General features: G+C 40.5%; 9 protein-coding genes. 5 read left to right on the top strand and 4 right to left on the bottom strand.

Annotated elements, in window-relative coordinates:
- Positions 1-23: 23 nt before the first annotated feature.
- From F4W09_RS00180 to F4W09_RS00195, 4 genes are all read right to left on the bottom strand, one after another.
- Positions 24-1739 carry a proline--tRNA ligase gene (locus F4W09_RS00180; RefSeq protein WP_044738269.1) on the bottom strand — a complete coding sequence of 572 codons (1716 nt, stop codon included), beginning with the start codon at positions 1737-1739 and terminating at the stop codon, positions 24-26.
- Positions 1740-1828: 89 nt separating this feature from the next.
- On the bottom strand, positions 1829-4933 hold the full coding sequence (locus F4W09_RS00185; protein WP_151503666.1) for an efflux RND transporter permease subunit: 3105 nt from the start codon (positions 4931-4933) through the stop codon (positions 1829-1831).
- A 15-nt stretch (positions 4934-4948) separates the two neighbouring features.
- Positions 4949-6046: an efflux RND transporter periplasmic adaptor subunit gene (locus F4W09_RS00190; RefSeq protein ID WP_151503667.1), complete on the bottom strand. Its 1098-nt coding sequence runs from the start codon at positions 6044-6046 to the stop codon at positions 4949-4951.
- A 27-nt stretch (positions 6047-6073) separates the two neighbouring features.
- On the bottom strand, positions 6074-6715 hold the full coding sequence (locus tag F4W09_RS00195) for a hypothetical protein (protein WP_016167070.1): 642 nt from the start codon (positions 6713-6715) through the stop codon (positions 6074-6076).
- A gap of 283 nt (positions 6716-6998) precedes the next feature.
- On the opposite strand from F4W09_RS00195, the gene pilG reads away from it, so the two are divergent.
- From pilG to F4W09_RS00220, 5 genes are all read left to right on the top strand, one after another.
- A complete protein-coding gene (gene pilG, locus F4W09_RS00200) occupies positions 6999-7382 on the top strand; it encodes a twitching motility response regulator PilG (RefSeq protein ID WP_004723803.1) in 384 nt (127 codons plus the stop codon).
- Between the two features lie 20 nt (positions 7383-7402).
- Entirely contained in the window at positions 7403-7771 is a 369-nt protein-coding gene (locus tag F4W09_RS00205; RefSeq protein WP_016167069.1) for a response regulator, read from the top strand.
- 3 nt (positions 7772-7774) lie between these two features.
- Positions 7775-8311 (top strand): chemotaxis protein CheW, encoded by a 537-nt coding sequence (locus F4W09_RS00210; RefSeq protein WP_016167068.1) that lies wholly within the window; start codon positions 7775-7777, stop codon positions 8309-8311.
- Between the two features lie 47 nt (positions 8312-8358).
- Positions 8359-10431: a methyl-accepting chemotaxis protein gene (locus F4W09_RS00215; protein WP_016167067.1), complete on the top strand. Its 2073-nt coding sequence runs from the start codon at positions 8359-8361 to the stop codon at positions 10429-10431.
- Positions 10432-10587: 156 nt separating this feature from the next.
- Complete coding sequence (locus F4W09_RS00220; RefSeq protein WP_151503668.1) at positions 10588-15075, top strand: hybrid sensor histidine kinase/response regulator; 4488 nt, start codon at positions 10588-10590, stop codon at positions 15073-15075.

A 15075-nucleotide genomic window follows, 5' to 3' on the forward strand; every position in this document is an offset into this window, starting at 1 on the left:
ATTTTTTTATTCTAAGGAAAAAATTACTTGGCAATTTTTGCTAATAATTCATCTTTAGAAATGTTTACAGATTCTGCATCGGTACGGCCTTTATATTCAAACGTGCCTGCATCTAGACCTTTCTCACCAATCACGATACGGTGTGGAATACCTGTTAATTCAAGATCTGAGAATTTCACGCCAGGACGTTCGTTACGATCATCGAGTAATACATCATAACCCGCAGCAGCTAACTCGGCATATAAAGCTTCAGCAGCTTCTAAAGTACGCGGAGATTTGTGTGCATTCATCGGCACAATTGCGACTTCAAACGGTGCAATTGCTGCTGGCCAGATGATACCTTTCTCATCAAAATTCTGTTCGATTGCAGAAGCCACCACACGTGTAACCCCAATGCCATAACAACCCATAGTGACAGTAAATGGTTTGCCATCTTCGCCCAATACCTTGCAGCCTAAAGCTTCTGAGTATTTTTGACCCAATTGGAAAATATGACCAACTTCAATTCCGCGTTTAATTTGCAACGTACCTTTACCGTCTGGAGATGGATCGCCTTCAACCACATTACGTAAGTCATAAACTTCGGTGAATTGAGCATCACGTTCCCAGTTTACACCAGTTGCATGTTTGTCTGCTTCATTGGCACCCGCCACAAAGTCAGACAGTACCGATGCAGCACGGTCAACAATTACCGTTAAACCTTTTTCAACTAAACCTTGTGGTCCACAGAAACCAGCAGTTAAACCAAACGCTGCAAGTTGCTCGTCAGTTGCAAATGTTAATGGCGATGCAATGAGTGGGTGCTTCTCAGCTTTAATTTCATTCAGCTCATGATCACCACGCAAGAATAAAGCGATAACTGGAGTTTGACCGTTCTCATCTGTTACACCTTGTACCAACAATGCTTTAACAGAGTGTGCAGGATCAGAATTTAAGAATGCAGAGACATCTGCAATGGTTTTCTGATTTGGTGTATCGACAATTTCCAAAGCTTGGGTTGGAGCAGCGCGTTCACCGACCAATATTGCTTCAGCCATTTCAATGTTGGCTGCATAGTCTGATTCGGTTGAGAAAGCGATATCATCTTCACCGCTTGAAGCCAAAACGTGGAATTCATGTGAACCTGAACCACCAATTGAACCTGTATCCGCTTGTACTGGACGGAAATCCAAACCTAAACGGGTGAAAATGTTGCAATAGGTTTGATACATTAAATCATAAGTTTCTTGCAAAGAGGCTTGATCTGCATGGAAAGAGTAAGCATCTTTCATAATGAATTCGCGTGAACGCATTACACCAAAGCGCGGGCGAATTTCGTCACGGAATTTGGTCTGAATTTGGTAGAAATTAATTGGTAATTGCTTATAACTTTTTAATTCATTACGTGCTAAATCTGTAATCACTTCTTCATGGGTAGGGCCCAAAACGAATGGATTATCGTGACGATCTTTAAAACGTAATAATTCTGGACCGTATTGTACATAACGACCAGACTCTTCCCATAGGCTGGCTGGTTGCGCTACGGGCATGAATACTTCAAGTGAGCCTGAACGGTTCATTTCTTCACGTACAATCGCTTCAACTTTATTTAGCACACGTACGCCCATCGGCAGCCAAGTGTATAAACCTGAAGCCAATTTACGAATCATGCCCGCACGGAGCATAAGTTGATGTGAAATAACTTCAGCATCGTTTGGGGTTTCTCTTAACGTTGCAAATAAAAAGCGACTCGCGCGCATGAATACTGTCCTAATATTAATCGTGAAGGATAATCCAATCTAAAATGAAACAGTCATTCGATGCTGACTGTCCATTGAACTGCCATGGATTATGCCATGATTTTCTGTTTGAGACGAAGTAGAAAATTCTTAAAGTCATCTAAGTAGGTAAAGATCACAGGAACCACCACCAAGGTGAGCAGGGTAGAGGTAATGACTCCACCAATCACAGCATGCGCCATAGGGGCACTTTGCTCACCACCTTCACCAAGTCCGAGCGCAAGTGGAATCATACCCATGACCATGGCACTGGTGGTCATTAAAATTGGACGTAAACGGGTTTTACCTGCTTGTAAAATCGCATCATAACGACTGCTGCCAGACTCCATGGCTTTTTTAATAAAATCGATGAGTAAGATGGCATTTTTGGTGACCAGTCCCATCAGCATAATGATGCCAATAATGGAGAATAGATTCATGGTCGAATTGAACAAGAACAGGGCTAAAAATACCCCAATCAGCGATAGTGGGAGTGAGGCCATAATCGCAGCAGGGTGAATAAAGCTATTAAACTGTGAACCTAAAACAATATAAATAAACACAATTGATAAGGTAATTGCCGTGAGTGCATAGCCCGCCGATTCAGCCATATCGGCATTTGCTCCTTGAGTATCGAAGCTATAGCCCGCAGGCAGTTTAAAATTATCCTGAATTTTTTGTATATCGGCACCAATATCACCCGCAGGGCGCCCAGCCGTATTGGCTTCAACTAAGACTTCTCGTGCCAAATCACGACGATTAATCTGAGAAGCCCCTAAGGTTTGTTCTAGGCTCGCGATACTGCCAAGAGGCACTAAAATATTTTGTCCTGACTGATCTTGTTTCGCAGAGTTAATGTATAAATTGCCTAAATCATTCGGTAGGCTACGTTGGCTTTCAGCTAATCGAACATTGACATCATAGGTTTCACCTTTGTCATCTTGCCAAGACGTGACATCATCTCCTGCAATTAACGGGCGTACAACATTGGCAATTTGATTGACAGATAAACCTAAATCATTCGCTAAAACCCGATTAATATGGACGGCCAAAGTGGCTTTAGGTTCTTTGAGTGAACTTTCTAAATCGACCACGCCTCGAACTTGAGCAACTTGTTGCATGAACTGATCTGATATTTTTTGTAGTTGGTTTAAGTCAGGTCCTTTAATCGAAATCATGATCGGTTTTTGTCCGCCAGAAACATTTTCATCGGCAGAGGCAACCGAAGTCACACGAATTCCTGCAATACTTTTAAGTCGATCACGGAATTCATTATTCAATTGAATCAGTGTTTTATTACGATGTTGGCGTGGCGTTACTGTCACATGTAGGCTAACGTGGTTTTTCCCACGATCTGTAACGCCGTTAATCACGCCATAAGTGCCAAGTACTTCAGGATTCTGTCTTAGAATTTGCTCGACTTGTAACAGTTTGGCCTGCGAATATTCCAAAGAGGCATTGACTGGCGTTTCAAATTTGATCCGAATCTGAGCTTTATCTGGCGTAGGTACAAATTCGGTACCAATCATTTTAGATAAAGCGAGAGCTCCAAAAAGGGAGGCAATCGCAATCATGAGCGTGATTAACCGAAAACGCAGTGCCAGTTTTAATAAGTACTCGTAAACGTGGGTAATACGTTCTAGCAGATGTGCAATCGCATCAAAGAAACGGCTTAATAAGTTTGGCTTCTTAGATTTTTTGTCTGAATCTGTCCAATGTGCAGAGAGCATGGGATCAAGGGTGAAACTGACAAACATGGAAATTAGCACGGCGGTACTAACCGTTACCCCAAATTGGTAAAAGAAACGACCGATAATACCGCCCATAAAGGCAACAGGTAAAAATACTGCCACAATGGTTAAGGTAGTGGCTAAGACTGCTAAGCCAATTTCTTTGGTTCCATCTAAAGCAGCACTGACGTGATCTTTACCCATATCGGCATGGCGGACAATATTTTCCCTAACCACAATCGCATCATCAATCAGTAAGCCGATGCTGAGTGACAATGCTAAGAGCGTCATCATATTAATGCTAAAGCCAAAAGCCCAAATCATGGCTAAAGTGCCCAATAAAGAGATGGGCAGGGTCATACCAGTAATAATGGTGGAGCGGAAGGAACCAAGGAAAAGTAATACAATCAAAACCGCAAGTATTGCGCCTTCAAGGATCGTTCGCGTGACATCTTGAATACTGCCACGAATGCCTTGAGAGCTGTCGACTACGACTTTGACACTGACGCCTTTGGGGAGTTGTTGTTCAATTTTGGCTAAAGCTTTACGAGTGCCATCCACCACTTGAATAATATTTGAATCGGAGTTGCGCAATACATCAACCGCGACAGCAGGGTTGCCATTTAAAAACGCGCTAGAGTCAAGTTCTGCCTGACTGTCTTCAACCGTCGCAACTTGTTTGAGAAAAATAGGACTGCCATTTTTGGTGGCAACGATTAAATCCCCAAAAGCGTAGGGATGAATCACTTTGGATTTAATTTCGACCACAAGTTCGGAATTGGCTTGTTTAAGGGTGCCACCTGGAACTTCAATATTTTCACTTTTTAGGGTATTGATGACTTGGTCGATGCCAATGCCGTAGCTTTGTAATTTATAAGGATCAATGACAATTCGAATTTGACGCTGGCTATCGCCCAATAAATTGACTGCACCTACGCCAGATACCGTTTGTAATTCGGGCACAATCCGCTGGTCGATATAAGTACTGAGTTCACGTAAGGACTGGCTATTGGATTCAAAGACAATTGACATAATTGCACTGGCAGTCGGGTCATAGCGTTCTACCACAGGATCCTGAATTTCATCTCGAAATTCAGCAGTCACAGGTGCTATTTTGTCACGAATATCTTGAGCAGCAACAGCAGAGGGAACGTCTAAGTTAAACTCAACAATGATGGTGGAAAGCCCTTCACTGGACTGTGAAATGACCTGCTTTAGCCCTGAAATGGTATTGATCTGATCTTCCATTTTCTTGGTAATTTCAGATTCAATGGTTTCAGGCGAAGCACCAGGATAAGTGGTATGCACAACAACAAATGGAAAGTCGACATCAGGAAATTCCTCTACGCTCATGCGTTGCCAAGAAGTTAAGCCGAGCACCATCAGCGATAACATCATCATGATAGTAAAGACAGGATATTTTACGCTGATACGGGTTAACCACATTTTGAGACCCTAAACTTATTTAGTTCGCTGAATCGTAACGGTTTTATGAAGATCATCATCGTTGAACTTTACGCGACTAATTTGATCGCCATTGGTCAGTCCAGAGACGACAGCCATATTTTCGCTATAGCGCTGTTCAAGTATTTGTATAGGAACGCGTTCAATTTTTTGCTGACGAATCACCCAGACATAAGGCTTTTGTTCAAGGTTTTGAATCGTGTCTAAGGGAATTAATTGTCCCGATGCATAAGGTACTGCCAGGATATTACCTTCAACAAATGCGCCTATACTTAATGGATTAAGCTCTGAGTTTGGTGTGGCATAAAACTCAATTTGACGACTGTTTAAATCTGCCAGTGGTGAAATACGACTGAGAGTCGCGGTCAGTGTTTCAGAACTTCCTTGTATGCGGTATTCAATTTTTTGCCCAACTTTTAAAGCATTGCGCTGATCACTCGGTAAACGCGCTTGAAGTTCTAACTTTGTTGGGTCAACGATTTCAAATAAGGTTTGCCCCGCCGTGACGGTTTGACCAGGTTCAACCTGACGTTTGGTGACAACGCCTGTTATAGGGCTATGCAAAGTCCCATCTTGTTCAGCTTTCAGCGCAATATCAACAGCAGCTTGTTGCGCCTTAGCATTTTCTAATTGCGCCTGATAGTCCACTTGACTTTGTTCAAATTCAACTCTAGAGATAAAGCCCTGATCAAGTAACCGTTGCTTACGTCTCATCATGTTCTGAGCAAGGTTGGCTTGTGCTTTAGCTGCTGCCAAATTTGCTTTCGCTTGAGCTAGACGAGCTTCATTATCTTGATTGTTGAGTTGAATTAAGATCTGACCTTGCTGTACAGCATCACCAACATTGGCACGGACTGAAGTTGCGGTTGCTGTCACTTGAGATTGCAAGCTGCTTTGATTTACAGCACGAATGCTGCCTGTAAATGAGGTTCTTTCTACAGATTGACTGAAATTAATTGCAACTAGATCTTGTTGAATAAGCTCAATCTTCTTATTTCCACTGGGGGGAAGTGTTTCGGGTTGTTTTTGACAAGCAGCGAGTAAAAGACAAATCGTGAGAGCGGATGATCTAAATAAACGGGGTGCATACTGCATCAAAAATGTCCTTACTTCATTGCAGGATTAGTTTTCCATGGCTTTTAAGCGTGCAATTATATTCGCGTATTCTGCTTGCGTATTGTGATAGTTGGTTTGTAACGTCTGAATTTGCTCTTTTTTATTACTGATATTGGCCGCATTATTGTTGAGGTTACTTTTTAAGATTGCTGGAACGGGATCACCTTTACGTAAATATTCCATTTCTTGTCGTTTAAATACAATACGATCACTTTGTAATTGTTTGAGCTGGTCTTGTTGAAAACTGATCTGCTTTTTGAGATAAGCTAAAGCATCATTACGTTTTTGGGTTGCCACTTGGCTGTTGGTGTAGGCGCGTTTTAAGCGTAAATCTGCTTCACGTTGTTTTGCTTGAGCAGCACGTTGAGGTGCTTTTTTTTCTTCTGTTTCCGCATTATAGGGACGATTACGTTTAATCACCTGCATATTGCGGTCGAGAGCTTCATAACCATAACGAATATGATTGGGGGTTACACTGGTGCTGATATTGGCTACACCTTTGCTATCGTAGTAACGATACCAAACAGCTTTTACTCCGTCAGCAAAAGTAAATGCTGATTGGAGGAGCAACAGACTAATCAGCAAAAGTTTAAATGCCGTTTCCTTTTCTGCAATGAAAGCAAGTTTTCGACTAAACTGACTTTTCATTGAATCCCCCACAAAAAGTTAAAGTTGACTAAATTACTTATTTTTAAGTAATAATAAAGTTATATTAGAACTAATCTGGCGAAGAAAAAACCTCTATTCATTAAAAAAAATATTGGAATGAATGAAAGTGTGAAATTGTAGGTTAAATTAATCAAAAGTGTCGAATTAGTTCGAAACTGTTCATTGAAAATACAAGTAAATATATGTTAAAAATGTTAGCAACTTGTAATAAAACTTCATATACCAAATGTATGTACATTCTAAAAATTGGACGGGTCATTAAATGGACGATAAATTTCAAAATCTAAAAGTCATGGTGATTGATGATTCAAAAACCATTCGCCGTACAGCAGAAACATTATTACAACGCGAAGGTTGTGAAGTTGTTACCGCAGTAGATGGTTTTGAGGCTTTGTCAAAGATTGCTGAAGCAAATCCAGATATTGTTTTTGTCGACATCATGATGCCACGTCTAGATGGCTATCAAACTTGTGCATTGATTAAAAATTCGCAAAATTATCAAAATATTCCTGTCATTATGCTATCGAGTAAAGATGGTTTATTTGATCAGGCTAAAGGACGTGTTGTCGGTTCTGATGAATATTTAACAAAACCATTCAGTAAAGATGAACTTTTAAACGCAATTCGTAATCACGTAACAGCATAAGTTTTGTATTGGGGAAGAGCATGGCTCGTATTTTGGTTGTAGATGATTCGCCTACAGAAACATTTCGTTTCAGAGAGATATTAGGCAAGCACGGATTTGAAGTCATTGAAGCTTCAAATGGTGCAGATGGGGTAACAATGGCGCAAGCAGAACTTCCTGATCTGGTACTAATGGATGTGGTGATGCCTGGTGTAAATGGTTTTCAGGCTACGCGTCAAATTGCGCGTGGTGAAACAACCAAACACATTCCAGTTGTGATTGTGAGTACTAAAGATCAGGCTACTGACCGCGTTTGGGGTAAACGTCAGGGGGCATGTGATTACTTAACTAAGCCAATTGATGAACAGCAATTGATTGATACCATTAAGCAGCACCTCAACGCAGGATAAACTATGGCAGCGAACGGATTTATCGAATTACTTCGCTTGGCGAAACGTGGTAATAAAAACTACGTTTCGACTGAGAATGAAGTGAACCGATGGTCAGGGATTGCATTTGAAATGATGGGGCAATATTTCGTTGCTCCTCTAGGTGAGGTTTCGGAAGTTATTTATCCACCTAAATATACGCCAGTGCCAAATACCCAGTCCTGGGTGATGGGATTGGCTAATATTCGTGGACGATTGCTCTCTGTTGCAGATTTGTCACATTATATTTCTGGACACCGAAGCCAATATTCACCGACACAAAAAGTCTTATGTATCAGTCATCATGATCATTATGTCGGATTAGTCGTCGATCAGGTTTTGGGCATTCAACACTTTAATAAGAAAAGTTTCTTTTCTAAACACAAAGATTTAGATAGTAATTTACAAGAATATTGCCAAGGGTATTTTCATCAACATAACCAACAATGGCATGTTTTCTTATTTAGTCGTTTATTGCAAAATCCAAAATATATGAACGCATCTATAAAACTTATAAATTAAATAGTCCAACTCATTAAGAATGAAGGCAAAATTCGGGGAGAAGCTGCATGGGCTTTAAACTAAAAAAGAAAAATGCAGGTGAAAGTACCAACCGTGCGGGTGGTAATGCTTTAGTAGCAAAAATTCAATCACAGACGGAACAGTTTTCACGTGTATTCGGTGACAGTGAAAAGTCCAAACCATTAATTTTGGGTGCAGCGTTTTGTATCATCTTGGCCCTATTCCTTCTGTTATATCTATTCTATAGCGTACCGCGTAATAACGAATTTACCCGTAGTTTGGGTGATTTACGTCTTTTATCACAAACGATTTCGCGTCAAGCGACAGAGGCAACTGCTTCTGGTACACCAGAAGCAATTAAAAAATTGACAGATTCGCAAAAGGCTTTCGCTGAAAACCTTGAAACGGTTAACGATATCCAAGCGAGTACTCCTGCACTACGTGAAGTCGATGCACAATGGAAAAAAGTTTCTGAAAATATTGATTTAATTGCTTCACAACAAAAAATCATTAATCAGTTATATGACACTAACATTGCAATCAGTGAAAGTATTCCAGGTATTCAGGCTGAATATAACTTGATGGTTGACCAAATGGCACGTCAAAATATGCCAAGTAGTCAGGTAGTTATTGCGAAAAACCAGGTGTTTATTGCGGAACGTATTTTACGTTCGATTAACTCGGTATTAACAGGTACTACTAACTCAAGTGCATCAGCAGATGACTTTAGTGCGGATACTGAAACATTTGGTTCGTATTTGAATGCGCAAATTAATGGCAGTGCAGAACTAGGTGTACAACAGATTACAGAACCTGCTTTACGTGAATCTTTAGACGGTATTAAAGCGGAATATGATGAAGTATTAAAATCTGCGGCAGCAACAGTTTTAAAGAATTCCACGCAAATTGTAAAAGTACGTCAAGCTTCTTCTTCAATTTTTGAACAATCAGATGCATTGTTAACAAACTTAAACAAGTTATCTGGCGGTACAGGTTGGTTAATTGCAATTCCTGCCTTGGGCCTAATTCTGGCATTGATTGGTTTCTTATTCTGTGGATTTAAATTACTAGCACTTCGTGGTGAAGCCGATAAGGTTCGTGTATCACGTTTACAAGAAGAATATGACCGTAACCAGAATGCGATTTTACGTTTACTAGATGAAATTGCCGACTTAGCAGATGGTGACTTACGTTCATATGCAACGGTATCTGAAGATTTTACAGGCGCAATTGCCGACTCGATTAACTTCGCGATCGACCAATTACGTGAGTTAGTTTCACGTATTACTGAAACTTCTGCAGAGGTTGCACACTATACGCAAAATACTCAGGTCATTACCAACCAGTTAGCTGAAGCTTCTGAGCACCAAGCACAAGAAATTGCAGGCGCATCAGCGGCAATTAATGAAATGGCAATGTCGATTGACCAAGTATCTGCCAACGCATCAGAATCAGCTACGGTAGCAGAACGTTCAGTACAGATTGCGACCAATGGTGCAGAAGTTGTAAACCGTTCAATTGAAGGTATGGATATCATTCGTGAGCAGATTCAAGAAACATCAAAACGTATTAAACGTTTGGGTGAATCATCTCAAGAAATTGGTAACATTGTTGCCCTGATTAACGATATTGCAGACCAAACGAACATCTTGGCATTAAATGCAGCCATTCAGGCATCTATGGCGGGTGAAGCTGGTCGTGGTTTCGCGGTCGTAGCTGATGAAGTACAGCGTCTTGCAGAACGTTCTGCCTCTGCAACCAAGCAGATTGAAACACTGGTAAAAACGATTCAAACAGATACCAACGAAGCCGTTATTTCAATGGAACAAACGACTTCGGAAGTTGTCCGTGGTGCGAACTTGTCTAAAGATGCTGGTGTAGCACTAGATGAGATTCAAAACGTATCGGGGAACTTGGCAAAACTGATTGCAAGCATTTCGGATGCAGCAAAACTGCAATCAGCATCAGCGGGTCATATTGCAACCACGATGAACGTTGTACAAGAAATTACGTCACAGACTACAACAGCGACTTTCGACACAGCACGTTCGGTTTCTGAACTTGCCAATATGGCGGAATCACTACGTGAATCTGTAACTGACTTCAAACTACCTGAATAAGTTAGCTAATTAATGGTATTCCGATCTGACATAGGTCGGAATACACATCTAGTTTTAAGCATCGAAGCGCTGTACTTGCAAATATGGTGCAGCGTGATGATTACACTCAGGTTTTAGCGCCTTTTATGGTGGCGAGAAACGTAAGAAGCCAAAGCTATGAAAGAAATATTAAAAAATTTAGTCGATACGACAACGCTTCCAGAAGATAGTTATCTTGACCAAGATGCTGAAATTCTAGAGATCTTTGTAGAAGAAATTGAAGAAATTTTTGAAGAATTAGATACCATTTTTGAGCAGTGGTTAGCAAATCCTTCGGATCAGGATACTTTAACAACCATTCGACGCCATTTTCACACTTTGAAAGGCTCGGGGCGAATGGTGGGGGCAAAGTCTGCTGGTGAGGTGGCTTGGGCTGTCGAAGATACTTTAAATCGTGTTATTTTCGGTTCTGTACCTTTAGAACTTAAGATTCAGAAATTCGCTGAAACGGTTTATCGCGTTTTTCAATTTAAGCTTTATCCTCAGTTCAAAGCGGTCAAACCCATAGAAATTGATTTAAGACCTCTGGTGCTATTGGGGCAGCAGCTACAACAAGGTCAATCAATTGAACCTGCACTTGAAGAATTGTTATCTTTAGCAGATCAACTCAGATCTCCAGATGATTTGACTGGACTGGAATTAAATTCTTCTCAAGCAGAAATTGCATTGGTGGAAGAAGCAGTGGTTGCTGAATCAAGCGATCTACAAGAAGTGACGACATCCATTTTCATTGAAGAAGCTGAAGAACATCTTGCAACGATTGACCGCTTCTTGAAACAAGATACTGACGAAGTGCTTGATTATAATGGACTGATTCGTGCCTTGCATACTTTGCGTGGTAGTTCGTCTATGGCGCATATCCAGCAAATTTTTGATGCCAGTTCAAAAGTTGAAAATTTATTTAAGACGCTTTTACAAGAAGAAATCGTTTCAACTTCAAATGAGACAGCATTACTTATTCAATATGCTGAATTTGTGCGTGACTATTTACATATTTTACGTCAGGGTAAAGTTGAAAATTTAAATCAAATTGATCAAACATTTAATCAGGCATGGGAAAATTACGGTTTTAATCAAGAAGAATTTGAATCTAGTGCAAATCCACAAGGTTTGGTATCGAAATTAATAGAATTAGATATTGATCTGTTATTTGATGCAGAGCTAGAGTTTGAAAAACGCATTAAAAATGAATTTCCTATTTATGTAGAGCAATTAAGTCAAAAAGCGAATTTACTCGCGGAGCATACCAATAACCGTGCTTCACAAGGGATTCATGATTTTATTCAGGTTTTAGATAAGTGTTACCAAGCTCTTTTAGCTAAACCAACATTACTCAACATTGACTATGCATATGAGCTATTCGCTCAGGCGCATCAAGAATTTATTTATCTGTTTGATACGCTGGCTGCGGGTCAGCGCATAAGTTTATCTACACCAGTAGAACAAGTGCTTCAGAATTTAACTGCATTTGTGCAGCAAGACCTGGAAATTTTTGATTCAGTTGAAGAAAATCCATCTGTAGAGAATACTTCTGAACTTGAAACAGAGTTAATGAGTGAGTCCAGCCCTCAGACTGCAGCTGTTGACTTTGCGGCTTTGTCAAAACGCCTACATAGTGATGCGAAATTAGTTGATACAGATGAAGCTAATCGTCAATTTGACGATGATCTTTTGGATATCTTCCTTGAGGAAGCAGATGAGCTACTCATGGGGATTGACCAAGATGTACATACATGGAGCAGTGATCAGTCTAATACCGCAGCATTGAATAATTTAATGCGATATTTGCATACCCTGAAGGGTGGCGCAAATATGATTCAAGCGACGCATATTGGTTTAATTGCACATGAATTAGAAACTATTTATGAACGTATTATCAATCAGCAAATTCAGGCATCGCCTGCGCTGATCCAGATTGTTCGTTTGGTTCAGGACAACATTGCTGACCGTATTCAAACGATTCGAGAAGAAAAAGTTGATTATCCAGCTCCTGAAGCAATTGATATTTTAAATAATATTCATGCATTGGTTGCTGGTGCTGTGGTATCTACTGATACGGAAGTGGTTACAGAACAAAAACTACCTGCTGTTGAACATGTGGTTGTATATGAAGCTGCGACCAATGAGCCTCCAGTTGTACAGCCTGTACATGCAGAAGTTAGTTCATTTGAAGAAGAATCTGAAACTCCAGATTGGGTTGAACCCGTACCACAACCGAACACTGTTGAGCCATCAGTTCAAGACGTTGAATCTTTAGCATTTGATGAGAGTGTACGCTCAATTGTTGAAGAAACATTCTTTGAAGAAGCGGCAGAAATTTTCGATACAATGGAAAAACTGTTGCAGAATTGGTTTGAGCAACGTAGTGACCGTAGTTTATTGCTTCAATTGCAACGCGCAGCGCACAGCCTCAAAGGTGGTGCACGTATGGTTGAAATTGAGCCTGTAGGGGCGATTGCATATCGTTTAGAAAGCGCCTTCGAACAGTTCGCTGTTCATCACTTCAATTCAAATATTTATGATCCACTACTCAAAACCACGATTACATGGTTAAGACATGCTATTTTTGATCATGATTATAGTAATTTTGACAGTTTAAAAGCAGGTTTGGAAGCGATTGAATATGCAGATGTTACTGTTCAATTACCAACGCGAAACAGCCCTGATTATGCACCAATAACTGCACCAAGCTTTGAGTTTATTCAAGGGGATGGAACAGAGCCACCAGCTATGATGGGTGAGTGGGAAAGTTTTGGGGCCAATGATCAATCGAATGAAATGATTCGAATTTCAGCAGATTTGATTGAGAAAATGATTGATTTATCTGGTGAAAATTCGATTAACCGTTCACGTATTGAAATGGATCTTGGTCAATTAGGCAATACATTGAATGAAATGGAATTGGCAATTAAGCGTCTTGCCGACCAGTTGCGTCGAATGGAAGGTGAATTAGAGTCACAAATTATTGCCAAACATGGCAGTGAAGGCGGGCGATATGCCGACTTTGACCCATTGGAAATGGACCAATATTCATCATTAAATCAGTTGTCTAAATCCTTGGCGGAATCTGCATCCGACTTGGTCGACTTCAAGAGTACATTGGCTGAGAAAATTCGTGATACAGAGGGTTTGTTATTACAGCAATCCCGTATTCAGGCCGAAATTCAAGAAGGCTTAATGCGAACTCGCTTGGTTCCATTCTCACGCTTATTGCCTCGTTTGCAACGTATTGTGCGTCAGACTGCTTCAACTCTAAACCGGCCTGCTGAGTTAATTGTAAATAATACTGAAGGTGAGTTGGATCGTACTATTCTTGAGCGTTTAGTTACGCCGCTTGAGCATATGTTACGAAATGCCATCGACCATGGTATTGAAGATCCTGAGCAGCGTCAGTCGGCAAACAAACCTGAAATTGGGAAAATTGAACTCAATATCAGCCGTCAAGGTACGGATGTTGTAGTCGAATTCCATGACGATGGTAAAGGGATTGACGTAAATCGAATCAAGGAAAAAGCCATTTCTTTAGGTTTGATGAAAGCAGATCAATTACTTGAAAAAGAAGAAATTTTACAGTTGATTTTCCATCCAGGTTTTAGTACTGCACAGCAAATTACCCAAATTTCTGGGCGAGGCGTTGGTCTGGATGTCGTACAAAGCTCGATTAAGGCGTTGGGTGGTCATGTCACTGTAGATTCAACCCTTGGAAAAGGAACAAGTTTTAGTATCCGCGTTCCAACGACTGTAGCAGTAAGTGATGCCTTAATGGTGAAATCTGGGGATCAGCAATTTGCAATTCCTTTGGCACAAATTGAGCGCATCATTCGAATTGCACCAACGACTTTGGAAACTTACTTTAATAGTAAAGAAGATTATTTCAAAATTGATAACCAAAGCTATAAGTTACGTTATCTTTCTGAATTTGTTTCCAATCAGCCTTTACCGCGTTTAAGCAATATTGCTCATTCGTTACCTGTATTGTTGATTAAGGGTAATAGTGGTCAAACGATTGCCTTATTGGTTGATCAGTTGATCGGCTCACGTGCGCAAATTGTCGTGAAACCAATTGGCCAGCAATTTGCTGCAATTGGTGCGATAGCAGGTGCAACGATTCTAGGTGATGGACAAGTGTGTTTGATTCTGGATGGACAAAATATTGCCCGTCAAGTGCAAACCACACAACGTGTGAAACATGGCCATGATCAACGTGATTCTTATCGTTATAGCAATACACGTCGTTTAATCATGATTGTCGATGACTCGGTTACAGTACGTAAAGTTACTTCACGTCTATTAGAGCGCCAAGGTTATGATGTCGTCACTGCGAAAGATGGTGTGGATGCCATGGAGCAGTTAGAAAATGTCAAACCTGATTTAATGCTGTTAGATATTGAAATGCCACGTATGGACGGATTTGAAGTAACTAACTTAATTCGTCACCACGAAGTTCATAAGCAACTCCCAATTATCATGATTACATCACGTACGGGTGAAAAGCATCGTGAACGAGCATTTAGTTTGGGTGTAACTCATTATATGGGTAAACCATTCCAAGAGGCTGAATTGTTGAATAACATAGAAAGTCTTTTGACTGTGAAACAGGGGTAA

The sequence above is a fragment of the Acinetobacter tandoii genome, from assembly GCF_008867985.1.
Lineage (GTDB): Bacteria > Pseudomonadota > Gammaproteobacteria > Pseudomonadales > Moraxellaceae > Acinetobacter > Acinetobacter tandoii.

Coding starts and splice junctions, on each gene's coding strand:
- F4W09_RS00180 (WP_044738269.1), bottom strand. CDS start 1,739: ATGCGCGCGAGTCGCTTTTTATTTGCAACGTTAAGAGAAACCCCAAAC.
- F4W09_RS00185 (WP_151503666.1), bottom strand. CDS start 4,933: ATGTGGTTAACCCGTATCAGCGTAAAATATCCTGTCTTTACTATCATG.
- F4W09_RS00190 (WP_151503667.1), bottom strand. CDS start 6,046: ATGCAGTATGCACCCCGTTTATTTAGATCATCCGCTCTCACGATTTGT.
- F4W09_RS00195 (WP_016167070.1), bottom strand. CDS start 6,715: ATGAAAAGTCAGTTTAGTCGAAAACTTGCTTTCATTGCAGAAAAGGAA.
- pilG (WP_004723803.1), top strand. CDS start 6,999: ATGGACGATAAATTTCAAAATCTAAAAGTCATGGTGATTGATGATTCA.
- F4W09_RS00205 (WP_016167069.1), top strand. CDS start 7,403: ATGGCTCGTATTTTGGTTGTAGATGATTCGCCTACAGAAACATTTCGT.
- F4W09_RS00210 (WP_016167068.1), top strand. CDS start 7,775: ATGGCAGCGAACGGATTTATCGAATTACTTCGCTTGGCGAAACGTGGT.
- F4W09_RS00215 (WP_016167067.1), top strand. CDS start 8,359: ATGGGCTTTAAACTAAAAAAGAAAAATGCAGGTGAAAGTACCAACCGT.
- F4W09_RS00220 (WP_151503668.1), top strand. CDS start 10,588: ATGAAAGAAATATTAAAAAATTTAGTCGATACGACAACGCTTCCAGAA.